The sequence below is a fragment of the Pseudonocardia sp. DxW genome (assembly GCF_058448985.1).
The window spans coordinates 1-23,333 of sequence record NZ_JBZFLK010000044.1; the positions used below are offsets into that span (position 1 = coordinate 1).

A 23,333-nucleotide genomic window follows, 5' to 3' on the forward strand; every position below is an offset into this window, starting at 1 on the left:
CTGCACTCGACAGGGTGTGGGAGAGTAGGTCGCTGCCGACATTCAACCTTTTTTGTGGGGATGCCCCGGACTTCGGTCCGGGGCATTTCTGCGTTCAGCATCGCCCGCGAGAGGTACCTGAGGGTCGTCGGGGCTGGCCCGGACAACCCTCAGGTACCTCTCGGATCCTTCCACTCGGAGAGGCCCCTGATGAGTACCGATGTCCGTCCGTGCTTCCACCTGGCCGTCCCGGTGGACGACCTGGCCGCGGCCCGCCGGTTCTACGGCGACGTGCTGGGGCTGCCCGAAGGCCGCTCGTCGGATAGCTGGGTCGACTGGAACTTCCACGGCCACCAGGTCGTCACACACGTCGCACCGCGCACGACACCGCCGGCCCACAACCCGGTCGACGGGCACGACGTCCCGGTGCCGCACTTCGGCCTCCTGCTCCCGGTCCCGGCCTTCCACGAGCTCGCGGAGCGCCTGCGGGCGGCGGGTACCCGGTTCGTCATCGAGCCGTACCAGCGTTTCGCGGGCGAGCCGGGGGAGCAGTGGACCATGTTCCTGACCGACCCGGCCGGGAACAACCTCGAGTTCAAGGCGTTCGCCGACGAGTCGCAGATCTTCGCGACGTAGCGCGGAACACGTCGCGGATCCGAACCGGATCGGGGCCGGATGGAACCGAACGGGCCCCGTGGACGACAGTGAGGGTATGGACTGTCAGCAGTGCCGCGACGTGGTGTCCGCGTCCCTGGACGACGAGGCCACCCCGGCGGAGCGGACGGACGCCGACGCACACCTGTCGGGGTGCGACGAGTGCCGCCGCTACGCCGCGAGCGCGGAACGGGTGACGCGGCTCGGCCGGGTGCGCCCGATCGGCGACGTGCCGGATGTCGTCACCCCACTGCTGGCCTCGCTGGGGATCGCGCTTCCGGACCCGCCCGAGCCCGCCGTCCCGGCGGTTCCCGAGCTGACCTGCCACAGCGGTGGCTGCTGCGCGGCGTCCGAGCCGGCGGCCGCGGCTGCGCCGAGATCGGCCTGCGGCTGCCCGGCCACCTGCGGGTGCGGCTGCCAGCAGGGTGCCGCGTGCCGCTGCAGCACCCGGGCTGCCTGAGGGAACATCCGGGACGCGGCGTCCGGCGGCGCGGCAGGGGAGGACAGAACGTGCCGGCCGGACGAAACCCGGCCCGACCGCCCGGGGCGGACGAAACCGGTGGCGGACAGAACCCGGTCAGGCGGGCCCCGGGGAACCCCGGGAACCCGGGCGAGTCCGAACCCCGGGGAGTCCGAAGCCGGGCAGACCTGATCCGGCCCACGAGCCCCGGAAGCGACACGTCCACGTCCACGCGAGCCCTCCGCCTTCCACCCCACGACCGGCGGGGGAGACGCGCGCCCCCGGGAACCCCGGGCGGGTGGGTACGCTTCCCCCCACAACGGTTCGCACGACAGTCCCGCGGTGTACAGGAGAGGACCGGATGAGCGAGCGGCGCACCTCCCGCACCGTGGCGGCACCGGAGCTGTCCGACGAGCTGACCCGGATCGCCTGGCGGGTCGAGCGCTGGATCGACCCGGGCCCGGCGGCGGTCGTCGTGGGAGCGGCGTTGGCAGCGGTGTCCGCGTCGCTGCTGATGCCGTGGTCGGTCCGCGCGGACGGCTGGCAGATCCTCACCGGACACGTCGACATGGGGCCGTTGCCGCGGCTGTTCACGATCGTCGTCGTGGCCGGGCTGGTCGCCTCGGCGCTCGCCCTGTTCACCCGGTACTGGCCGCTCGCCTGGACCGCCGCGACGGCCTGCGGGGTCGGCGCGATGTCCGGGCTGTGGGCGGTCTGGTCCCGGCAGACGGCGGCCGGCGCCGACATCGGGCCGGGCCTGGTGGTCACGGTGCTCGCGATCAGCGTCCTGTTCGTCACCTGGGCCTGGATCGTCGTCGCGGCCGGACCGCGCGCCGCCACCGTGCGGATCGGCTGACCCAACCCGGCTGACCCGGCCCGGCCCGGCTGACCCGGCCCGGCTGGCCCGGTGGGCTCAGCCGCGGGTCCAGCGGCCGAGCACCATCAGCGTCCGAGTGCCGGTGACGGTCCCGCTGCGCCGGATCCGGTCGATCACCTCCTGCAGGTGCGCGAGATCGCGCACCCGGACCTGCACGAGCGCGTCCAGGTCCCCGGCGAGGGTGTACACCGCCTGCACCTCCGGCTGGCGGGCCGCCGACTCGACGATGTCGGAGATGCTCGCCGTCCCCGCATAGCGGATCTCGCTGAACGCCTCGACCGCCCAGCCGAGCTTCTTGTGGTCCACCTGCACGGTGAACCCGGTGATCACCCCGGACTCGCGCATCCGGTCCACCCGGCGCTTCACCGCGGCCGTGGACAGACCGACCGTCGCTGCCATGTCGGCGAAGGTCCGGCGGCCGTCCTCGTGCAGCAGCCGGAGCAGCGAATGGTCGATGTCGTCGAGCTCCTGCATGCTGCCCCCACGCAACGGAACGTCGCAGATCGGTCGTCGGGAGCGTATCCGTTGCGTCTGCGGGTTCCCCGCCCGACGTTGCGCGGGTGGCCGTGGTCACGTTGTCCTGTTCGCAGCCGCACCCGACTCACCGAGGAGCCGCGTCCATGAACGGCCCCAGCGACGCCCGCACCGCCACCACCACCGTGCTCGACGACAAGTACGTCTCCGACCGCGGCCGTGCCCCGATGACCGGGATCCAGGCTCTCGTCCGGCTCACCCTGGAGCAGGCCCGGCTGGACGCCGTCCGCGGACTGGACACCGCCTCGTTCGTCTCCGGGTACCAGGGCTCGCCGCTGGGCACCCTGGACGCCGAGCTCGGCCGCGCCGCCCGCCACCTCGATCCGGCCCGGATCGTGTTCCGGCCCGGCCTCAACGAGGAGCTCGCCGCCACCGCCGTGGCCGGGACCCAGCTGCTCGACGCCGTCCCGGGACGCAGGCACGACGGCGTCGTCGGCTACTGGTACGGCAAGAACCCCGGCCTGGACCGGGCCGCGGACGCGATCCGGCACGGCAACCTCGCGGGCACCGCCCGGCTCGGCGGCGCGGTCGCGATCATCGGCGACGACCCGTCCTGCAAGTCGTCCACCGTCCCCAGCTCCTGCGAGCCGATCGCGCAGAGCCTCGCCATGCCGCTGCTCGCACCCGGCTCGGTGTCCGAGGTCGTCGAGTTCGGGCTGCACGCCGTCGCGCTCTCCCGGGCCACCGGCCTCTGGACCGGCCTGAAGATCATCGCCGACGTCGCCGACGCGTCGTCCACCGTCGATCTCGGCGCGCTGCGCCCGGAGCTGCTCGGCATCCCGCACCCGCCGGCCATCGACCGCGCGCAGGCCGGCGCGCTGGTCGGCCCGGCCGCCGTGGACGCCGAGCACGACCTGCTCACCCGGCGTCTCGACCTGGCCCGCCAGTACGCCCGCGAGACCGGGCTGAACCGCATCACCTTCGACGCCCGCCGTCCCCGGCTGGGCGTGCTCGCCTCCGGCACCGGCTACGCCACCGTCCTGCGGGCGCTCGACGATCTCGGGCTCGGCGAGGGCGACCTCGACGCGCTCGGGATCCGGCTGATCCGGCTCGCGATGCCGTTCCCGATCGACCGCGACGATCTCGCCGCGCTGACCGACGGCCTGGCCGAGGTGCTCGTCGTCGAGGACAAGGTCCCGTTCCTGGAGGGGCACCTGCGCGACGCCCTCTACGGCCGCGCGCAGCAGCCGGTGATCACCGGCCGGCGCGACGACCGGCAGCGGCCGCTGCTCACCGCCCGCGGCCAGCTCTCCGCCGAGGACGTCGCCCGCGCCGTCGCCGCCCGGCTCACCGCCGCCGGCGCGGAGCTGCCCGCGGCCGCCCGCGCCCACCTCGACGCGCTCGCGCCGCCGCGGCCGTCCCGGATCGAGCTGGGCCTGGCGAGGGCCGGTGACCTGGGCGCCCGCACGCCGTACTTCTGCTCCGGCTGCCCGCACAACACCTCCACCCGGACCTCCGACGACACGCTGGTCGGCGTCGGCATCGGCTGCCACGCGATGATCGCGCTGGACGGCGGGCACCGGGGCAGGCAGATCGGCCTGACCCAGATGGGCGGCGAGGGCGCCCAGTGGTTCGGGCTGGCGCCATTCACCGACGACCGCACCCTCGTGCAGAACCTCGGGGACGGCACCTTCCACCACTCCGGGTCGCTGGCGATCCGGGCGGCGGTCGCGTCCGGCGTCACGATGACCTACAAGCTGCTCTACAACGACGCCGTCGCCATGACCGGCGGGCAGCGCGCCGAGGGACGGATGGGCGTCCCCGAGATCACCCGGTCGCTCGCGCTGGAGGGGGTGCGGCGGATCGTCGTCACCACCGACGAGCCGAAGCGCTACCGCGGGATCACCCTGGACCCGATCGCCTCGCTGCGGCACCGCGACGAGCTGCCCGCCGCCGAGGCCGAGCTGGCCGCGGTCGACGGCGTGACCGTTCTCATCCACGACGACCGGTGCGCCGCCGAGGAGCGCAGGCTGCGCAAGCGCGGGAAGCTCCCGACCCCGGCCGAGAAGGTCGTGATCAACGAGCGGGTGTGCGAGGGCTGCGGCGACTGCGGTGACAAGTCAACCTGCCTGTCGGTGCTGCCGGTGGACACCGAGTTCGGCCGCAAGACCCGGATCCACCAGCCGTCCTGCAACTCCGACCTGTCCTGCCTGAAGGGCGACTGCCCGTCGTTCCTGATGGTGGAGCCGGGGACCCCGCGCCGGCGGGAGATCCCGGCGCTGCCGGTCACCCTGACCGATCCCGAGCCGCGGGTCGGCGCCGACTCCACGCTGATCCGGATGCCCGGGATCGGCGGTACCGGCGTCGTCACCGCCTCGGCGGTGCTGCAGATGGCCGCGCACCTGGACGGGCTGTGCGCGGCCGGGCTGGAGCAGGTCGGCCTCGCCCAGAAGGGCGGGCCGGTCGTGTCCGACGTCCGGATCTCCAAGGAGCCGGTGGACGGGATCCTGCGCGCCTCCCGGGGCACCGCCGACGTGCTGATCGGGATGGACCTGGTCGGCGCCGCCACCGACGCCAACCTGGCGGTCGCCCGGCCCGGGCACACCGTCGCCGTCGTCAACACCTCGCTGGTGCCGACCGCGGCCATGGTCACCGGCCGGGTCGTGCTGCCCGGCTCCACCGACGACGCCGTCGACAGGATCGCCCGCAGCACCCGCGACCTGCTGACCGTGGACGCCCAGACGATCTCCGAGGCGCTGTTCGACGACCACCTCCCGGCCAACATGCTGCTGCTCGGCGCCGCCTACCAGCACGGCGTGCTGCCGGTGTCCGAGCAGGCACTCGAGGCGGCGATCCGGGTGAACGGCGCCGCCGTCGAGCGGACCCTCACCGCGTTCCGCTGGGGCCGCGCGGCCGCCCTCGATCCGGCCGCGGTCCGGGCCGCGCTGGCCGGGCCGCAGCGGGCCACCGTGACCGTCGACGCGGAGTCCGCCGCGCTCGCCGCGTCGGTCGCCGCCGGTGCCGACGTCGAGACCGGTCTGGAGGCCGAGCTGGCGACCCGGATCGCCGATCTCACCGGCTACCAGGACGCCGGGTACGCGGCCCGCTACGCCGAGGAGGTCCGCCGGGTCGCCGCGATCGCGACCGCCCGCGCGGGCGAGGCCGCCGGTGCCCGGATCGCCCGCGCCTACGCCCGCGGCCTGCACACCCTGATGGCCTACAAGGACGAGTACGAGGTCGCCCGGCTGCACCTGGACCCGGTCGAGGTCGCCCGCCGGGAGGACGCGTACGGCGCCGACGCCCGGGTGACGGTGATGCTGCACCCGCCGGTGCTGCGCGCGCTCGGGATGGACCGCAAGATCCGGCTCGACGGCCGGGTGGCCGGCCCGGCGTTCCGGGCGCTGCGCGCCGCGCGGCGGCTGCGCGGGACCGCGCTGGACGTGTTCGGCTACGCGGGGGTCCGCCGCACCGAGCGGGAGCTGGTCGGCGAGTACCAGGCGCTGGTGCGCACCGCGCTGGACGCGCTGCAGCCGGGCACGGTGGACGGCGTGGTCGCGGTCGCGGAGACCGCCGGGCTGGTGCGCGGCTACGAGGACGTGAAGCTCGGCAACGTCGAGCGGTTCCGGGCCGAGGCGGCCGCGCGGCTGGGGAGCCTGCGCGGTTGACCTCCCGCGGCGGGCCCGGACCGGGGGTCCGGGCCCGCCGTCACTTCAGGAGCTTCTGCACCTCGCGGAACCGCGGATGGGTCGCGTCGCGCAGCCACTCGAACAGCACCATCTCCGAGGTGACGATCTCGGCGCCGGCGGCCCGCGCGCGGTCGAGCGCGGCGGACCGGTCGTCCGGGTCGCGGGAGCCGACGGCGTCGGCGACGAACAGCACCCGGTGCCCGTCGGCGAGCAGCCGCAGCGTGGTCTGCAGGACGCACACGTGCGCCTCCATCCCGGTCACCACCACCTCCGAGCGGCCGGGCGGCACCAGCCCGCCCGGTTCCGCACCGAACGACGACTTGTGGGTGACCAGGTGCGGGTAGCCGGCCAGCCGCTCGACGGTCGGGCCGAGCTTGTCCGGCACCTGCTCGGTGGCCAGCACCGGCACCCCGAGCAGGGACGCGGCCTCGGCGAGCCGGGCGGTGCGGTCGATCACCCGGTCGCCCCGGTGGATCGCGGGGGCCAGCCGCTGCTGGAGATCGACCAGGAGCAGGACGGCGGCGTCGGCGGTCATCAGCACAGCGCCGACGGTAGCGGCCGGGCTCACTCGCAGGCGACACCGTCGCCGTCGCGGTCCAGCGGCCCGCGGTAACCCGGCTGGCCGCGCAGGATCGGGGCGGCACCGGCGGCCCGCGCCGCGGAGCAGTTCTTGTAGTACACCCCGCCACCGCCGGACGGTGCGGGCGGCGGCGCCTGCACCGCGGGCTGCGGCGCCGCGGTGCGCTGGGGCGCCGCGGTCCGCGGCGCGGCCTGCAGCGGCGCCGTCGTCGCGGGCGCCCGGGTGGCCGCCGGGGCAGGGGTGGAGCGTGCTGTGCCGGTCGCGGGAGCGGTCCCGGTGGTGGTCCCGGCGGTGGAGGTGCCGCAGCTGCGCCCGCGGTCGAGCCCGGTCAGCCCACCCAGGTAGGACGCCGAGGCGTTGTTGCCGCCCCGGTAGACCCCGGTGTGGTCGGCCGGGACCATCAGCCGGCCGAAGTCACCGGCGGACGTCGCGACGTAGCGGACCTCGCGGCCGAACCGATCGAGATCCACGCCCGGCTCGCGGGTCAGCGTCACCGTCCCGGTGCCGAGCAGCCTGCGTGCGGCGGCGGTCGCGGCGTCGCCGCCGGTGGTGCCCGCCTCGCAGGAGTCGATGCCGATCACCCGGATCCGGCGCTCGCCGACCCGGAAGGTGTCGCCGTCGGTCACCGAGGTGACGACGACGGTGTCCGGGTCGACGCCGAAGCCGGTCCGCGACGTGCCGCCGGTCGCGCCCGCGGCACCGGTCCTGCCGACGGCACCGGCCGCCGTCGCCGCCGATCCCGCCGGGACCGCGGGTGCCGTCGCCGGCGGGGTCGCCGCCGCGGTGTCGATCTCGGTGTCCGTCCCGGTGTCCCCGGGACCGGAGCACGCGTAGACGACGCCGGCGACGAGCAGGACGGTGCCGAAGATTCCGGCCTTGGACACGTGTTCCTCCACGGAACGTGAGCGGGGAGTCACCGGCTGGTGCCGGGTTCGGCCGGTTCGTCGTGCTCCGCACGGGGCCCGTTAACGGCGCTCCACAGAACTGATGAGCGGCCCGGCGGCGCGCCGTAGACTCGGTCGGTGACCCAGGACCTGATGCCGGCCGCGTTCTTCGGGCACGGCAGCCCGATGAACGCACTGGCGACCAACCGCTACACCGACGCCTGGCGGGCCTTCGGCGCGGCGGTGCCGCGGCCGCGGGCGATCCTGGTGGTCTCCGCGCACTGGTACATCCAGGCCACCGCGGTCACGGCGATGCCGCGCCCGCGCACCATCCACGACTTCTTCGGCTTCCCGCCCGAGCTGTTCGCGGTGCAGTACCCGGCGCCCGGCGCGCCGGAGCTGTACGACGAGATCGCCGAGATCGTGCGGCCCACCTGGGTCGGGGCGGACGCCGACAGCTGGGGTATCGACCACGGGACCTGGTCGGTGCTGGTGCACGCGTTCCCGGATGCCTCCATCCCGGTGGTCCAGCTCGCGATCAACGCGAACGAGCCGCTCGGCTACCACCTGGAGCTCGGCGCGAAGCTGGCCCGGCTCCGCGGGACCGGGGTGCTGATCGTCGCCAGCGGCAACGTCGTGCACAACCTCGGCGGCGTCGACCGGGCGCGGCCGGACACCGGGTTCGACTGGGCCCGCCGGTTCGACGAGGCGGCGCAGGAGCTGATGCTCGACCGGCCCGCGGAGTTCGCGACGCTGGACGCGCACGGCGACTACCGGCTCGCCGTCCCGACGCCGGACCACTTCATCCCGGCGCTGTACCTGGCCGGGGTGGCGTCGGCGGACCGTGGCGAGTGGCCCGAGGTGCTGGTGGACGGCTACGCCTACGTTTCGCTGTCGATGACGGCGTACACGGTCGGCATGCCCCGCACGTGACGCCGTACCCGGCCGCGACCTCCCGCCCGCCCGGCAGCGGCCGGCCGCCGGGCCCGGGGCCGTCACGACGTCGACGGAACCGCCGCAGCAGCCACAGGAGCATGCCCAGTCCGAGGGCCAAGGCCTGGCTGCGCGGGCACCTGCACGATCTCGCCATCGACGCCGGCCACGACGATCCCGGCACGCTCGCGGCGCAGCTGCTGAGCCTGCACGAGGGGGCCACCGTGCTCTACTCCGTCGGCGCCGACCTCACCGCCCCGCAGACCTCCCGCGACGCCGCGGCCGTGCTGCTCGCCCACGGCGGTCGGGCGACCTGACCGCGCCGCCACCATTCCGCCCCACGAACCGTGCCAGGAGCGCCGTGCGTATCGCCGAGATCCACCTCTACCAGGTCGAGCTGCCGCCGGCCGGCGTCTACCGGATGTCCGACGGCGCCCACGCCGACCTGGACTCGACGGTCGTGCAGATCGTGTCGGACACCGGGCTGTCCGGATGGGGCGAGACGTGCCCGATCGGCCCGACCCACGCCGCGGCGCACGCCCCCGGTGCCCGCGCAGCCCTGACCCGGATGGCCCCGGGGCTGGTCGGCCGGACCGTGACCGGGCCCGCAGTGGTCCGGCGCGCGCTGCACGGTCTGCTCGGCGGCCACGACTACGCGAAGGCCGCGATCGACATCGCGGTGCACGACCTGCTCGGCAAGGCCCACGGCCTCCGGGTGTGCGACCTGCTCGGCGGTGCGACGACCGATCAGGTCGACTCGTACCACTCGCTGACCCTCGACGAGCCCGACGAGACCGCCCGCATCGCCGCGGAGAAGATCGCCGAGGGTTATCCCCGGTTGCAGGTGAAGGTCGGGGGCCGGCCTGTGGAGGCCGACATCGAGACGATCCGGAAGGTGTGGGAGGCGACCGGCTGCACGCGGCTGGTCGTCGACGCCAACCGGTCACTGCTCACCCGCGAGGTGCTGCGGATCGACCGGGCGTGCGCCGACATCCCGTTCGTGTTCGAGCAGCTCTGCCACTCCATGGAGGAGGTCGCCGCGATCCGGGCCCAGCTGGACCACCCGGTCCATCTGGACGAGAGCGCCGAGGACCTCGGCGAGGTGCTGCGGGCGATCTCGCTCGGGATCTGCGACGGGTTCGGCCTCAAGGTGACCCGGCTGGGTGGGCTGGGTGCGATGGCGGCCGTCCGCGACGTCTGTGAGGCGCGCTCGCTGCCGCACACCTGCGACGACTCCTGGGGCGGGGACATCATCGCCGCGGCCTGCGTGCACGTGGCCGCCACCGTGCATCCCCGCCTGCTCGACGGCGTGTGGATCGCCGAACCCTTCACGAAGGTCCACTACGACCCGGCGAACCCGGTCCGGGTCGAGGCCGGTCGCATCGGGGTGCCGACCGGTCCCGGGCTCGGCGTGGTGCCCGACGACGGCGCCCTCGGCGATCCGGTCGCGTCGTTCGGCTAGGGCTCCCGGCGCCGGGAGGCCCGGATCACCCGGTCGAGCACGGCGCGCAGGTCCTCCAGCTCGGACAGCGGCATGCCGAGCCGCTCGACGATCGCGGGCGGGATCGCCTCGGCGCGGGCGCGCAGCGCGCGGCCGTCCGCGGTGAGCGTCACCGCGAGGGTCCGCTCGTTGCCGGGGACCCGGCGCCGGTCCACCAGCCCGGCCGCCTCCAGCCGCTTGAGCAGCGGCGACAGCGTGCCCGGATCGAGGGCGAGCTCCTCGGCCAGCTCGCCGACCGAGCGCGGCGAGCGCTCCCACAGCGCCAGCAGCACCAGGTACTGCGGATGGGTCAGGCCCATCGGCTCGAGCAGCGGCCGGTACAACGCGATCACGTTCCGCGCCGCGACCGCGAGCGCGAAGCAGACCTGCCGGTCCAGCCGGAGCAGGTCGTCCTGGTCACCCGGGGATGCGCTCGCCACATCCCGCATCGTACATTGTTGGGGCACCAAGAATTGGGGGTCCAACCGTGGACGAGCCGATCCGGCCCGATCCGCTGCGCTGGCTGCTCTACGCCTACGGCGCGGCGCTCCCGGCCCGGCACCGCAGATGGGTGCTGCACGACGTGAGCGCGCCGAGCTGGCAGCTGCGCCATCTCGCCCGGGTCACCGTGCAGCTGCTGCCGATCGGGGTCGCGCTGTACCTGCTGATCCCCGGCCCGCCCTACGTCAAGGCGCTGTCGGTGCTGGCCGGGGCGCTGCTCGGCTCCTTCTACTCGGTCGCCTACATGTACGAGTCGGCCGAGCACCGGGTGGCCAAGGCCGGCTACCCGGTGGGACACGCCGCGGCCGTCCGGGCCGCCGCCGGCGCGGCCGACCGGGCGGCGGCCCAGGAACGCTACGAGCGCCGCTGGCGCGGTTGAGCCCCCGGGCGACCCCGACGGGTCAGCCCAGCAGCGGCTTCACCCGGGTGCCGAAGTCGTGCACGCCCTGCTCGAAGTCGTCGAAGGTGAACATCATCCCCTTCACCCCGGGCATCGTGGCGACCTGGTCGATCTGCCGGGCGACGGTCTCGTAGCTGCCGACCAGGGTGGCCATGTTGAAGTTGACCGCGCCCTCCGGGAGGTTGATCGTCCGGGCGGTGCCGGAGTCGTCCGCGGTGGCGTCCTTGCTGCCCTCGTCGGACATGTAGCCGAGCGCGGCGGCGTCCGCGCCCGCGTTGTAGGAGGCCCACTTGGCCTGCGCCTCCTCGTCGGTCTCGGCCATGATCGCCATGAACAGCGGCAGCGACCCCACGTCCCGCCCGGTCGCCTCGGCGGCCTTCGCGAGCCGCTGGGTGGACTCCCGGTAGACCTCCGGGTCGTTCACACCGGGGGAGAGCACGAAGTTGTAGTCGCCGTACTCGGCGACCATCTGCATCCCCCGCTCGGACTGCCCGGCGCAGACGATGTCCACGTGCCCGGACGGCCGCGGGGACAGCACGCAGTCGTTCATCGTGAAGTGCTCGCCCTGCAGGTCGCAGCGGCCCTTCTCGAACAGGTCGCGCAGCACCCGCACGTACTCGGTGGAGTAGTCGTAGCGGTAGCCGAAGTAGTCGTCGCCCGGCCACAGGCCCATCTGCTCGTACTCGCCCTTGGCCCAGCCGGAGACGATGTTGATGCCGAACCGGCCCGGTGCGATCGAGTCGATCGTGGTCGCCATCCGGGCGACCAGCGCCGGGGGCAGCGTGAGCACCGCGGTGGAGGCGTAGAGCTTGATCCGTTCGGTGACCGCGGCGAGCCCGGCCATCAGGGTGAACGACTCCAGGTTGTGGTCCCAGAACTCGGTCTTCCCGCCGAAGCCGCGCAGCTTGATCATCGAGAGCGCGAAGGCGAAGCCCTGCAGCTCCGCCTCCTGCACGACCCGCTTGTTGAGGTCGAAGCTCGGCATGTACTGCGGGCTGTTCTCGGAGATCAGCCAGCCGTTGTTGCCGATGGGGATGAAGACGCCGAGGTCCATGGGGGAGTCCTTCCGGTCGGAGGATCAGCCGGCCGCGAGGGGGCCGGACGGCGGGGGAGGAGCGCAGGACGGGTGCACCCGAGCTCGTCGCGCCACGGCAGCAGCGCCGCGAGGCAGTCCTCCGGCGAGCCCACCACGAACCGGTCCCGGGAGAGATCGTCGTAACCGGCCCGGAACGACTCGTTTCCGGGCCGGACACGGTCCTGCCCCCGGTCGGCGTAGACCTGGGCGGCGCGGACCGGCCGCGGCTGCTCGTCCGGGCGGCCAGCGGATCACGTCCGGCGGGCTGCTGGGTGGGTGCGGAACACCCCACCTGCACCGGGCGGTCAGCCACGACACGCCTCGGCGAAGTCGGCGGCCGGGGTCGCGTCGCCGAGTCCCAGCACGGCCTCCAGCACCTGGTCGGCGACGGCGTCCGGCGCGGCCCGGCCGATCGTCCCGCGGAACTTGGCGACGATCTCGTCGTTGCCCATCGGTCGTTCCTCGTGACCGCGGTTGACCTGCTCGCGGTGCCGGAGCACCCGGCCGTCGGCCAGCTCGATCTCGATCGCGCCGGAGTAGGCGGCCGGGAAGGCGCTGTCCGGGTCGTCGCAGACCTGCACCTTCTGCGCCAGGTCGAGCACCGCCCGGTCGGCGAGCGCCTCGTCGGACAGCTCGGCGAGGGTGAACCGGCCGCGCAGCAGCGCGGTGGCGACGACGTAGGGGAGGCTGAACTTCGCGTCGTACTCGTCGCGCGGGGCCCACTTCGCCGCCGGTGGCTCGCAGACCACCTTGCCGGGGATCGGATGGATCGCGCACCGGATCGCGGCGACGGCGGTGTCGCCGATCTCCGGCCGCAGGGTGAGCGCGGCGTCGGCGAAGGCGTGGTTGAAGTGGCAGATCGGGTACGGCTTGACGGCCGTCCGCATCAGCTCCCAGGTCTCGCCCAGGCCGTCGCAGACCGCCTCGGGCCGGGTGTCCCGCCCGGCCAGGTGGGTGTTGTAGAGGCCGAACCGGCCCTCGTAGACGGCGGGTGGCCCGCTCCAGCCCGCCTTCGCGAACCCGGCCGCGGTCAGCCCGGACATCGCCGCCCAGCCCGGGTGCAGCCGCTTGGTCCAGGAGCCGTCGGCCAGGAACTCCAGCAGCCCGGCGCTCATCGAGCCGACCACGCCCTGGGCGGTGGTGATCCCGGCGGCGTCCAGCCCGGAGACCCTGCCCGCCGCGACGGCGGCCCCGAAGGCCCCGGCGACGGCGGTCGGATGGAAGCCGACGTCGTGGAACCCGCCCGCCCCGCCGATCCCGACCCGCGCCGACACCTCGACACCGAGCACGTAGGCCAGCAGCAGCTCCCGGGTGTCGGCGCCGGCGGCGATCGCCGCGGCCAGGGCCGCGGGCAGCGCGGCGGCCGAGACGTGGGTGACCGCCGGGATGTGCGTGTCGTCGAAGTCCATGCCGTGGATCAGCACGCCGTTGAGCACCGCGGCGTCCCGGGCCGGGAGCCGCTCCGCCAGGCCGAGCACCGGCTGCTCGCCGGCCCCGCCGAACGCGGTGAGCGCCCGCAGCGCGACCCCGGAGAACGGGTGGGAGGTGGAGGCGAACGCCAGCCCGACGGCGTCGAGCACCAGGTGCCGGGCCCGCTCCAGGACATCGGCGGGGATGTCGTCGAGCGTGGTGCGGGCGGCGAATCCGCCGACCGTCGCGGCCAGCGTGCCGGTACGCGGTGGTGCCGGGCTCAGGGTCATCGGGGGCCTCCAGATCGAGAGGGAGAATAAGTCAGACGTATGCCGGTGGGAAGGGGCCGCCGATCCGGTCCGCGATCGGCGGCCGGCGGCGGTGGTGCTCGGTGCGGTCCTGGAACAGGGCCGCCACCCGCAGCGCGGTGATCTCGTCGTGCGGGCGGGCGATCAGCAGCGCGGAGACCGGGCAGCCGTCCGGGGCGAACCCGGTGGGCAGGGCCAGGCCGGGCGCCCCGGTGAGGTTGCCGAGCATCGTCGCGCGGGACTGGGCGGCGTAGAGCGGGTAGCGCTCGCCGTCCACGGTGACGGTGCAGTCGGGCAGCCGCGGCGCCGTCCCGGGGGTGGTCGGGACGACGATCAGGTCGGCACCGGCGAACACGGCGTCGAGCTCGTGCTGCAGCTGCACCCGGAACTGCAGCGCCCGCAGGTGGTCGGCGGCGGGGGTGGTGATTCCCTGGCTGATCCGGCGCACCGTCACCGGGTCGTAGTCGCCCCAGCGGGCGACGTCGGCCCGGTGCACGGCGGCGGCCTCGGCGAACACGATCTGGTAGCCGATCGGCAGCGCGAGGTGCGCGGACGGGATCTCCCCGGCGACGATCTCGGCGCCGGCCCCGGTGAGCACGTCGACGAGATGGTCCACCCCGGCCCGCACGGCGCCGTCGCACAGCTCGGTGAGGTAGCCGCCCGGCCGCGCGATCCGCAGCCCGCGCAGGTCGGCCGGCACGCCGGTCGGCGGCAGCGGCGGCAGACCGCCGGCCCGCGGGTCCAGCCCGTCCGGGCCGCGGACCAGCCCGAACACGAGCCCGACGGTGCGGGCGTCGCGGGCCAGCGGGCCGATCGTCTCGGTGGTCCAGGACAGCGGCACCGATCCGGTCCGCGGGACCGCGCCTGCGGTCGGCTTGAGCCCGGTCAGCCCGGACCAGGCGGCGGGCAGCCGGACCGAGCCGCCGACGTCGGTGCCCAGGCCGAACGGCACCACCCCGGCGGCGACCGCGGCGGCGGTGCCGGTGGAGGAGCCGCCCGCCCAGCGCCCGGTGTCCCACGGGTTGCGGCAGGCGCCGGTCAGCGGCGGGTGCGGCCCGCCGACGGCGAACTCGGTGGTCGCGTCCTTCGACACCGGGACCGCGCCGGCGGCCTCCAGCCGGGCGACCACGGTCGCCGACGCGGCTGCGGGGGCGGCGTCGGCGCGGGTGCGGGAGGCGGCCGTCGTCGGGACGCCCGCGACGTCGATGACGTCCTTGACGGCGAACGGGACGCCGGTCAGCGGGCCGTCCACCGGCCGCTGCCCGAGCGCCCGCTCGCGCAGCACCCGGATCGTGCAGTTCAGCTCGGCGTGCAGCCGTTCGAGCCGGTCCAGCGACTCGGGCACCCGGCCGGACCAGGCGTCCCGCAGCGCCGCGGCGAGCGGGTCGTCGCCGGTGGGCGGGCCGACCGTCGCGGCACCGGCGGGCGGGCGGAGCCAGTGGTCCCCGGCGGCCGGATCGGCGGCCGCGGGCGGAACCGGGATCGCGCGCAGCTCGGACACCGCGGGTTCGGCGCCCGCGACAGCCTCGGCCATCGCCGAGAGCTGCGCCGGGTCGAGCGCGTAGCCCAGCCGGGCGGCGAGCGCGCCCAGCTCGCCGGTCTCGTCGCGGGAGCTCACCGGATGGTCGCCTTCCCGGCCAGCAGCGCCTTCGCGACGACGCCGCGCAGCACGTCGTTGGTGCCCTCGCCGATGGACATCAGCGGCGCGTCCCGGTAGAGCCGCTCCACCTCGAACTCGGTGGAGTAGCCGTAGCCGCCGTGGATGCGCATCGAGTCGATCGCGCACTCCAGGGCCTGCTCCGAGGCGAAGATCTTCGCCATCCCGGACTCGGTGTCCATCCGGACGCCGTCGTCCATCCGGGACGCCGCCCAGTAGGTCATCAGCCGGGCGGCCTGCAGCCGCACCGCGATCTGCGCGAGCCGCTGCTCGACGGCCTGGAACTCGCCGATCGGGCGGCCGAACGCGGTCCGCGCCCTGGCGTAGCCCAGCGCCTCGTCGTAGGCGCGCTGGGCGATGCCGACGCTGCGCGCGGCGATGTTGATCCGGCCGGTCTCCAGCGACGACAGCGCCTGCTGCAGGCCGCGCCCCTGCACCCCGCCGAGCAGCTGGGACGCGGGCACCCGGACGTCGGTGAGCACGACCTCGCAGGACTCGGGGCCCTTGTAGCCGAGCTTGCCGATGTCGGCGGTCACCTCGAAACCGGGGGAGTCCGCCGCGACGAGCAGGATGCTCATGCCCCGGTGCGCGGGCTCCGCCGCCGGGTCGGTCTTGACCAGCACCGGCAGCGGATCGGCGTGCCGCGCGTTGGTGATCCACATCTTGGTGCCGTTGACGATGTAGTCGCCGTCGGCGCCGTCGCGCCGCCCGGTGGTCCGGATGCCCTGCAGGTCGGTGCCCGCGCCGGGTTCGGTGAGCGCGATCCCGGTGCGCCGGGCGCCGGTCGCCAGCTCCGGCAGGTAGCGCCGCTTCTGCTCCTCGGTGCCGTGCCGGGCCAGCATGAAGCAGGACACCGAGTGGCTGCCGAGGATCCCGGCGACGCCCATCCAGCCGCGCGAGATCTCCTCGAACGCGAGCGCGAACGAGACCGTGTCCGCGGACAGGCCGCCGTGCTCCTCGGGCACCGCGAGACCGAACAGCCCGAGCTGCTTCATTCCCTCGACGATCTCGGTGGGGTAGCGGCCGGACTGCTCCCACTCCCGGGCCACCGGGACGATCTCGGAGTCGACGAAGTCGCGCAGCGTCTCCCGGAAGAGGCGCTGCTCGTCGGTGAGCCGGAAGTCCATCTCAGTCCCTCCCCAGCGCGCCGGCGTCGCGGAGCGCGGTGATCGCGTCGTCGTCGTAGCCCAGCTCGCGCAGCACCCGATCGGTGTCGGCGCCCATCGCCGGTGCCGCCCGGGTCGGTGCCCGGTCGGCGCCGGGCGGGCCCACCCGGACCGCACTGCGCAGGCTGCGCACCGCCCCGAACACGGCGTGGTCGGTCTCGGCGAGCAGGTCGCGCTCGACGGTGTGCGGATCGGTGAGCGCCCCGGCGACGTCCCGGATCGGGGCGCACGGGATCGCGGCCGCGTACATCGGGGCCAGCCAGTCGGCGACGGTGCGGGTGCGGATCAGCTCCTCGAGCAGCGGCAGCAGCTCGTCGCGGTGCTCGGCCCGGTCGGCGAAGGTCGCGAAGCGCGGGTCGTCGGCGAGCTCCGGGCGGCCCAGCACCACGGTGAGCCGCTGCCAGAACTTCTCCTTCGCGCAGCCCACGACCAGCCAGCCGTCGGCGGCCTCGAACGCCTGGAACGGCACCAGCGACGGGTGCGCCGACTGCCGGGTGCGGGCCGGCTCGTAGCCCGCGGTCAGGTGCCACGTCCCGGGATAGGTGAGCAGGCTGACCGCGGTGTCGTAGAGCGACAGGTCGCAGTCGGTGCCGACACCGTCGCGGCGGGCGCCGTGGATCGCGCCGAGCAGCGCGATCGCGGCGACGTAGCCGCCGCAGTAGTCGACCAGCGACAGGCCGGTCTTCTGCGGGGCGCCGCCGGGCTCCCCGGTCAGCGACATCCAGCCGCCGAGCGCCTGCAGCACGTAGTCGTAGCCGGGTTCGGTGGAGCGCGGGCCGGTCATCCCGAAGCCGGTCAGTGAGCAGCAGACGATCCTCGGGTTGATCCCGCGCAGGTCCTCGTAGCGGATGCCGAGCTTCGCCGGGACGTCGCCGCGCAGGTTGGAGTAGACGGCGTCGGCGGTCCGGACCAGGTCGTGGAAGACCGCGCGGCCCTCGGGCGTGCGCACGTCGAGGGTGATCGAGGACTTGTCCCGGTTGAACGACTGGAAGAACAGCGAGTCGCCCGGCTCGGCGTAGGGCGGGATGGTCCGTCCGACGTCACCGCCGACCGTCGGGTCCTCGATCTTGATGATCTCGGCGCCGAGCTCGGCCAGGTGCATCGACCCGAACGGGCCCGCGCCGTACTGCTCGAGCGAGACGATCCGGACGTCGTCGAGCGGGCGCCTCACACGTCCTCCAGCGCGAGCGGGGTGGCCGCCTGCGGGAACAGCGACCGTGCACCGTCCGCGCCGCGCCGGTGCACGTAGAAGGTGCGCTTGAAGGTGAGCACCTCGACGGCGTCCTGGTTGAGGGTGCGGGTGCGGATGGTGACGATCCCGGCGGCCGGGCGGGAGCCCGAGCCCCGGACGGCGAGCACGATCGACTCCGACCACAGGGTGTCGCCGGCGAACACGGGGGCGGTCAGCCGCAGGTCGTCCATGCCGAGATTGGCGAAGGCGTTCTGGGTGGTGTCGACGACCGACTGTCCCATCGCGACGGCGATCGTCAGCGGCGACACCACCAGCATCCGGCCGAACTCCGAGGACTCGCCGACCTGCCGGTTGAAGTGCGACTGGTTGGTGTTCATCGTCAGCAGGGTGAACCAGCTGTTGTCGGTCTCGGTGATGGTGCGCCCGAGCGGGTGCTGGTAGACGTCGCCCACCTCGAAGTCCTCGAAGAAGCGTCCCTGCCATCCCGGCTTGATCGTCACGTGCTGCGCTCCCTCGTCGGCCGTGACCGCGCGGATCACGGGTCGTCGCTGACCGGTACCGGGCGGGCTCGGAAACCGCACCCGAAGCTCGTCGACCGTAAACATCAGACACTTAGCAATGCAAGGGTTTCCCGGCGGTACAGGGTCGGTCTGATGTTTGCCCGGCAGGTGGCCCGCCCGGAGTGCGGGTGGCCGGTACGCTCGGCCGGGCCCGCCGGTCCGGCGGGCCCGGACCCGACGTGACCGAGCCGCGGAGCGTGACCATGAGCCCGAATCCGGGACGTCCCGCCGCGACACCGCAGGCGCCCACCGCCCGGCTGCAGGTGCAGCGGGTCCGTCCGGCCTATCGGCAGGTCGCCGACGAGCTGCGCTCGCAGATCATGCGCGGCGCGCTCGCACCCGGCGCGCGGCTGCCCGCCGAGAGCGAGCTGACCGGCATGTTCGGGGTCAGCCGGTCCACCGTGCGCGAGGCGCTGCGGGTGCTGGCCAGCCAGCACCTGATCGACACCCGGCGCGGGGTGCAGGGCGGTTCGTTCGTCGCCGCGCCCGATCCGGCCCGGCTGGTCGAGGACGTCGGCGGCGCGCTCGGCGTGCTCGTCGCGACCCCGCGGCTGGGGATGGCCGACCTGCTGGAGGCCCGGCTGCTGCTGGAGCCGGCCGCCGCCCGGCTGGCCGCGCAGCGGGCCGCGCCGGAGACGATCGAGGCGCTGCGCGCGGCCGCCTCGGCGCCGCGCGATCCGCGTGACCCGAGCGGGTTCGTCGAGCACATGGACTTCCACACCACGGTGCTCATGGCGACCGGGAACCTGATGCTCACGATGATGGGCCAGCCGGTCGGCGACGTGCTGCGGACCCGCCTGGACCGGGCCGCGGTCCCCGCGCACCGCTGGGCCGAGGTCGACGCCTGCCATGCTGAGATCACCGAGCACATCGCCCGCGGCGAGGCCGCCGAGGCCGAGGAGGCCATGCGCAACCACCTGCTCGACCTGCGCGATCTGTACGGCAGGCCGGGGGCCTGGAAGTCCGGCTGAGACCGGAGCCCGGTGCGCGGGCAGGATGACCGGGTGCGCACCGTCCTCGACCTGCTCCGGCTGCTCGCCGACCGGGCCGACGGTGCCGCGCCCGCCGAGGAGCTGGCCCGGGTCGCGGCCGAGCTGTCCGGCTCCGCGCCGGAGGCCGGTGCGCTCGCGCTGCGGGTCCGCGCCGCGATGGACGCCGGCCGCCGCCGGGAGTCCGAGCTGGCCGCGCTCGTCGCGATCGCCCGGGACCTCGCGTCCGAGTCGGACACCGGCTCGGTGCTCGACACCATCGTCCGGCGGGCCAGGGCGCTGCTCGGCACCGACGTCGCGTACCTGACCCTCTACGACTCCGAGCGCGGCGACACCTACATGCGGGTCACCTCGGGCTCGGTGTCGCACCGGTTCCAGACGCTGCGGCTCCCGCTGGGCGCCGGCCTCGGCGGGCTCGTCGCGGCCAGCCGCACCCCGCGCTGGACCGGCCGCTACGCCGGGGACGACCGCTACCGGCACACCGAGGAGATCGACACCGCGGTCCGCGAGGAGGGCATCGTCGCGATCTGCGGCACCCCGCTGCTGGTCGACGACGAGTTCGTCGGCGTGCTGTTCGCCGCCAACCGCTCGGCCCGCCCGTTCTCCGCCGACGACGCCGCCCTGCTCGGCTCGCTGGCCGCGCTGGCCGCCGTCTCGCTGGTGCAGGCCCGCCGGCTCACCGACACCGCGACCGCGCTGGAGGCGCTGCGCGGTGCGCACGCCGCGATCGCCGAGGCGTCGGACGCGCACGACCGGTTCGCGGGCGTCGTGCTGGAGGGCGGCGACGTCGACGACCTCGCCGAGGCGCTGGGCAGGCTGCTCGGCTGCTGGGTGACGGTGCTGGACCCGGACGGCGTGCCCGCCGCCCGGCACGGACCGGTGCCGGCCGGCCTGGACGCCGCGGCGGCACTGCGGCGGGCCGGGGCCGCCTCGGGGCACCCGGTGCCGGTGCCGTGCGCCGGCGGCGCCTGGGTGACGCCGGTGATCGCCGGCGGGCAGCGCCTGGGCACCCTGCTGCTCGGCGGGCTCGCCGAGCCCGGCCGGGCCCCCGGCCTGACCCCCGGGCAGGTGCGGATCGTGGAGCGGGCCGCGATGGTCACCGCGCTCGTGCTGCTGCTCACCCAGCGCGCCGACGAGTCCGACCGGAGCGACCGGGCCGACGGGATGGCGGAACTCCTGGCGGCCGGCGAGCCGCGCCCGGCGACGCTGACCCGGCTCGCCGCGCTGGGCGTGTCCGTCCGCCGCCCGCACGTGCTGCTGGTCTGCCGGACCCATCCCGCCCGGCGGCGGGCGCTGGCCCGGGAGGCGGCGACCCTCGGCGGGCGGTCCGGCCTGGTGGGGGAGCAGGACGGCGCGGTCGTCGTGCTGCTGCCCGGCGAGGACCCGGCCGCGGCCGGCGCCCGGCTGGCCCGCCGGGCGTCCGAGCAGGACCCGGACGCCGCGGTGACGGTGGGCGCGGCGGGGCCGTTCCGGCCGGCCGACGGCGCCGGCCCGGTGCTCGCCGAGGCCCGCCGGTCGATGGAGGCGCTGCTCGCGCTGGACCGGGCCGGGGAGTCGGCGGCCGCCGCGGAGCTCGGGTTCGCCGGGCTACTGCTCGGTGAGCGGCCCGACGTCGCCGGGTACGTCACCGGGATCCTCGGACCGGTCGCCGAGCACGACGAGCGCCGCGGCAGCGAGCTGCTGCGCACCCTGGAGGCGTACTATGCGGCCGGGGCCAGCCCGACCCGCGCCGCCGGGGCGCTGCACGTGCACGTCAACACGGTCGCGCAGCGGCTGGACCGGATCGGGTCGCTGCTCGGGGACGGCTGGCAGGATCCGGAGCGGTCGCTGGAGCTGCAGCTCGCGCTGCGCCTGCACCGGCTGGGCCGGTTCTGATCACGGCGCTCAGCGCGGGCTGGTGACGAACAGGTCGAACAGCTCCGGGTTGTAGGCGTGCACCAGGATCCCGAAGATCACGATGTCGAACGTCAGGTGCACGGTCAGCACGTAGGTGAACGAGCGCGTCCGCTGGAAGATGTAGCCCTGCAGCAGCGCGAACGGGATGGTGAGCACCGGCCCCCAACCGCGGTAGCCCAGCTCCCACAGGAACGCCACGAACACGGTGGCCTGCAGCAGGTTCGCCTGCCAGAACGGGAAGTGCCGCCGGAGCAGCGCGAACACCGTGCAGATGAAGAACAGCTCGTCCCAGAGGCCGACCGCGTTGACGCCGACGAACAGCCGGGCGATCTCGCTGTTCGTGCTGATCTCCGGCCAGTTCTGGTACGCGCCGGTGCCGATGAAGTACACCGGCAGGATCAGGTACCCGGCGACGACGACCAGCGCCAGGTAGCCGTACTCGAAGCCGCTCCAGCGCTTCCCGGTCAGCATCGGGAAGCGGATGATGTCCTCGCCGAACCAGAACCGCGACACCAGCAGCGGCACAAGCACGGCCAGCGAGAGCACCACGGTGAACCGGAGCATCCCGGCGTCGCTGAGATCGGCCTCCAGCGACATCGTGCTGATGATCACCAGGCCGGCCGCGATCAGCCCGAGATGGCGCAGCAGCAGCCGGTCGACCGCGGCGGCGAGCCCCAGGCCCACGACGATCAACAGGTAGCCCACCGGACGGTGCTCGAAGCCGAACAGGGCCACCGCGGACACGGCGACCAGCGCCGCCGCCGCGAGCCGCCCGGCGGCGGACCGGTCGGTGTCGCTGCTGTCGGTACTCGCCCCGGCGCTCACCGGCCCAGCATGGTGGGGCCGGGGCGAAAGGGACAAGCCGGGCGGCGGTGCTCGGTGCGGCGGTGGTCAGCCGGTGGGCTCCTGGTCGATGCCGGTGCCGGAGTCCCCCTCGACAGGATCGGTCTCGGTGTCAGCGCCGGCGTCGGCGTCGGTCTCGGTGTCGGGGTCGGTACCGTCGGCCCGCTCCTCGTCGCGGTCGGCGGGATCGGGATCGGTGGTCCGGCCGAGGACGCGCTCCTCGAGCTCGTCCAGGGCGCGCGCCGGGTCGACCGGGGGCTGTCCGGCGTCGTGCTGGTCCTCCTGCGATGTCACAACCGCGGCGTACCCGTACCGCCGGTCCGGCATACCTGTGGCCCGCGGGCCGACGGGCGCGAGGCAGGCGAGCTGCACTCCCGCCGGTCCGCCGCGATCGGTCCGCACGTGACGGCGGGTGCACAGGGGGCGGGGCGGCGAGCTCGGATCGGGTCAGATCGGCCTGCCTGGTCGAGGTAACCGGACTCGGCGGGCGTGTCACGGCAACCGTGTGAGCGGCGGGTGGGTCAAGATCGACCTCAGTGATCAACACTGTGGTCGGTAAGGACACCCGCATGAGTGAGAACCAGCCCGATCTCGACGCGCGGCAGCCGGGCGGCTGGCCGAGGCCTTCGACGCTCGGACGATCGATGCGTTGCTGTCCGACGCCCAGACCGCCGGCACCCCGATCGACGGCGTCGACGGACTGCTCAACCAGATGACCCGTGCGGTCCTGGAACGAGCACTGCAGACCGAGATGACCCACCACCTCGGTTATGAGCGTGACGACCCCGCCGGCGCCGGGACCGGCAACTCCCGAAACGGTAGTTCGACCACGACCGTGTCGACCACGAACGGGCCGGTCACGATCACCGTCCCGCGGGACCGCAACGGCGGGTTCGAACCGAGAATCGTTCCGAGACGCCGCCGCAGGGTCGGCCAGATCGACGAACTCGTCCTGTCCTGTTACGCGCGTGGGATGTCGACCCGTGACCTCGAGGCACACCTGCTCGAAGTCTATGGCGTCCACGCTTCCCGGGAGATGGTCTCGACCATCACCGACGTCGTGAACGACGAGATCGAGATCTGGCGGAATCGCCCCGTCGACGAAGTCCATCCGATCATCTATATCGATGGAATTCGTATCAAGATCCGTGACAAGGCCGCGGTCACGATCAAGAGTGCGCACTCGGTCATCGGCGTCGACGTCGAGACCCGCAAGATCATCTGCACCACCAATGCGATCGTTATCTTCAGTCGGGGGACTGATCGAGCCTGTGAGCTGCTGGTTTGCCTCGTGAACAGTGTCGCTGACGTGGCTGTTCACGAGGTTCG

General features: G+C 74.1%; 23 protein-coding genes. 11 read left to right on the plus strand and 12 right to left on the minus strand.

The window, feature by feature from the left end:
• The first annotated feature begins 189 nt into the window (after window positions 1-189).
• From ACVJO7_RS33150 to ACVJO7_RS33160, 3 genes are all read left to right on the plus strand, one after another.
• Window positions 190-615 carry a VOC family protein gene (locus tag ACVJO7_RS33150; RefSeq protein ID WP_491676231.1) on the plus strand — a complete coding sequence of 142 codons (426 nt, stop codon included), beginning with the start codon at window positions 190-192 and terminating at the stop codon, window positions 613-615.
• Window positions 616-691: 76 nt separating this feature from the next.
• The gene (locus tag ACVJO7_RS33155; protein WP_344022107.1) at window positions 692-1,093 is read left to right on the plus strand and encodes a zf-HC2 domain-containing protein; all 402 of its coding nucleotides are present in this window, start codon (window positions 692-694) and stop codon (window positions 1,091-1,093) included.
• 361 nt (window positions 1,094-1,454) lie between these two features.
• A complete protein-coding gene (locus ACVJO7_RS33160; RefSeq protein ID WP_491676232.1) occupies window positions 1,455-1,949 on the plus strand; it encodes an Rv2732c family membrane protein in 495 nt (164 codons plus the stop codon).
• Between the two features lie 57 nt (window positions 1,950-2,006).
• On the opposite strand, the gene ACVJO7_RS33165 is transcribed toward ACVJO7_RS33160, so the two are convergent.
• Window positions 2,007-2,444 (minus strand): Lrp/AsnC family transcriptional regulator, encoded by a 438-nt coding sequence (locus ACVJO7_RS33165; RefSeq protein ID WP_344022111.1) that lies wholly within the window; start codon window positions 2,442-2,444, stop codon window positions 2,007-2,009.
• 146 nt (window positions 2,445-2,590) lie between these two features.
• Here ACVJO7_RS33165 and ACVJO7_RS33170 point away from each other — a divergent pair, with 146 nt between their 5' ends.
• Entirely contained in the window at window positions 2,591-6,109 is a 3,519-nt protein-coding gene (locus tag ACVJO7_RS33170; protein WP_491676233.1) for an indolepyruvate ferredoxin oxidoreductase family protein, read from the plus strand.
• A gap of 40 nt (window positions 6,110-6,149) precedes the next feature.
• Here ACVJO7_RS33170 and ACVJO7_RS33175 read toward each other — a convergent pair whose 3' ends face one another.
• Together ACVJO7_RS33175 and ACVJO7_RS33180 are read right to left on the minus strand one after the other, a co-directional pair.
• Entirely contained in the window at window positions 6,150-6,665 is a 516-nt protein-coding gene (locus tag ACVJO7_RS33175; RefSeq protein WP_344022351.1) for an isochorismatase family protein, read from the minus strand.
• Window positions 6,666-6,694: 29 nt separating this feature from the next.
• Window positions 6,695-7,594 (minus strand): excalibur calcium-binding domain-containing protein, encoded by a 900-nt coding sequence (locus ACVJO7_RS33180; RefSeq protein ID WP_491676234.1) that lies wholly within the window; start codon window positions 7,592-7,594, stop codon window positions 6,695-6,697.
• A 138-nt stretch (window positions 7,595-7,732) separates the two neighbouring features.
• Between ACVJO7_RS33180 and ygiD the strand changes: the two genes are divergently transcribed.
• The 3 genes from ygiD (at window position 7,733) to ACVJO7_RS33195 (ending at window position 9,989) form a co-directional block, all read left to right on the plus strand.
• Window positions 7,733-8,527, plus strand: a complete 795-nt coding sequence (gene ygiD, locus ACVJO7_RS33185) for a 4,5-DOPA-extradiol-dioxygenase (protein ID WP_491676235.1) — start codon at window positions 7,733-7,735, stop codon at window positions 8,525-8,527.
• 101 nt (window positions 8,528-8,628) lie between these two features.
• Window positions 8,629-8,844: a hypothetical protein gene (locus ACVJO7_RS33190; RefSeq protein ID WP_491676236.1), complete on the plus strand. Its 216-nt coding sequence runs from the start codon at window positions 8,629-8,631 to the stop codon at window positions 8,842-8,844.
• Between the two features lie 44 nt (window positions 8,845-8,888).
• Complete coding sequence (locus ACVJO7_RS33195; protein ID WP_491676237.1) at window positions 8,889-9,989, plus strand: mandelate racemase/muconate lactonizing enzyme family protein; 1,101 nt, start codon at window positions 8,889-8,891, stop codon at window positions 9,987-9,989.
• Here ACVJO7_RS33195 and ACVJO7_RS33200 read toward each other — a convergent pair.
• On the minus strand, window positions 9,986-10,456 hold the full coding sequence (locus ACVJO7_RS33200; protein WP_425563615.1) for a MarR family winged helix-turn-helix transcriptional regulator: 471 nt from the start codon (window positions 10,454-10,456) through the stop codon (window positions 9,986-9,988). The genes ACVJO7_RS33195 and ACVJO7_RS33200 overlap by 4 nt on opposite strands.
• Before the next feature lie 38 nt (window positions 10,457-10,494).
• Between ACVJO7_RS33200 and ACVJO7_RS33205 the strand changes: the two genes are divergently transcribed.
• Entirely contained in the window at window positions 10,495-10,887 is a 393-nt protein-coding gene (locus tag ACVJO7_RS33205) for a DUF5313 family protein (RefSeq protein WP_491676238.1), read from the plus strand.
• Between the two features lie 22 nt (window positions 10,888-10,909).
• On the opposite strand, the gene rutA is transcribed toward ACVJO7_RS33205, so the two are convergent.
• The 6 genes from rutA to ACVJO7_RS33235 form a co-directional block, all read right to left on the minus strand.
• Complete coding sequence (rutA, locus tag ACVJO7_RS33210; RefSeq protein ID WP_491676239.1) at window positions 10,910-11,962, minus strand: pyrimidine utilization protein A; 1,053 nt, start codon at window positions 11,960-11,962, stop codon at window positions 10,910-10,912.
• A gap of 326 nt (window positions 11,963-12,288) precedes the next feature.
• The gene (locus ACVJO7_RS33215) at window positions 12,289-13,683 is read right to left on the minus strand and encodes an MmgE/PrpD family protein (RefSeq protein WP_491676240.1); all 1,395 of its coding nucleotides are present in this window, start codon (window positions 13,681-13,683) and stop codon (window positions 12,289-12,291) included.
• 31 nt (window positions 13,684-13,714) lie between these two features.
• Complete coding sequence (locus ACVJO7_RS33220; protein ID WP_491676241.1) at window positions 13,715-15,319, minus strand: amidase; 1,605 nt, start codon at window positions 15,317-15,319, stop codon at window positions 13,715-13,717.
• On the minus strand, window positions 15,316-16,485 hold the full coding sequence (locus ACVJO7_RS33225; protein ID WP_491676242.1) for an acyl-CoA dehydrogenase family protein: 1,170 nt from the start codon (window positions 16,483-16,485) through the stop codon (window positions 15,316-15,318). Before ACVJO7_RS33225 ends, ACVJO7_RS33220 begins: the two co-directional genes overlap by 4 nt.
• Before the next feature lies 1 nt (window position 16,486).
• Entirely contained in the window at window positions 16,487-17,695 is a 1,209-nt protein-coding gene (locus ACVJO7_RS33230) for a CaiB/BaiF CoA transferase family protein (protein WP_491676243.1), read from the minus strand.
• Window positions 17,692-18,216: a MaoC family dehydratase gene (locus ACVJO7_RS33235; protein WP_491676244.1), complete on the minus strand. Its 525-nt coding sequence runs from the start codon at window positions 18,214-18,216 to the stop codon at window positions 17,692-17,694. Before ACVJO7_RS33235 ends, ACVJO7_RS33230 begins: the two co-directional genes overlap by 4 nt.
• 263 nt (window positions 18,217-18,479) lie before the next feature.
• On the opposite strand from ACVJO7_RS33235, the gene ACVJO7_RS33240 reads away from it, so the two are divergent.
• A complete protein-coding gene (locus tag ACVJO7_RS33240) occupies window positions 18,480-19,247 on the plus strand; it encodes a FadR/GntR family transcriptional regulator (RefSeq protein ID WP_491676245.1) in 768 nt (255 codons plus the stop codon).
• A gap of 33 nt (window positions 19,248-19,280) precedes the next feature.
• Window positions 19,281-21,140: a helix-turn-helix domain-containing protein gene (locus ACVJO7_RS33245; protein WP_491676246.1), complete on the plus strand. Its 1,860-nt coding sequence runs from the start codon at window positions 19,281-19,283 to the stop codon at window positions 21,138-21,140.
• Between the two features lie 9 nt (window positions 21,141-21,149).
• Here ACVJO7_RS33245 and ACVJO7_RS33250 read toward each other — a convergent pair whose 3' ends face one another.
• On the minus strand, window positions 21,150-21,986 hold the full coding sequence (locus tag ACVJO7_RS33250) for a CPBP family glutamic-type intramembrane protease (protein WP_344022146.1): 837 nt from the start codon (window positions 21,984-21,986) through the stop codon (window positions 21,150-21,152).
• Window positions 21,987-22,052: 66 nt separating this feature from the next.
• On the minus strand, window positions 22,053-22,298 hold the full coding sequence (locus tag ACVJO7_RS33255; RefSeq protein WP_491676247.1) for a hypothetical protein: 246 nt from the start codon (window positions 22,296-22,298) through the stop codon (window positions 22,053-22,055).
• A 319-nt stretch (window positions 22,299-22,617) separates the two neighbouring features.
• On the opposite strand from ACVJO7_RS33255, the gene ACVJO7_RS33260 reads away from it, so the two are divergent.
• On the plus strand, window positions 22,618-23,333 hold a 716-nt coding region (locus tag ACVJO7_RS33260), incomplete at its 3' end, for an IS256 family transposase (RefSeq protein WP_491676248.1).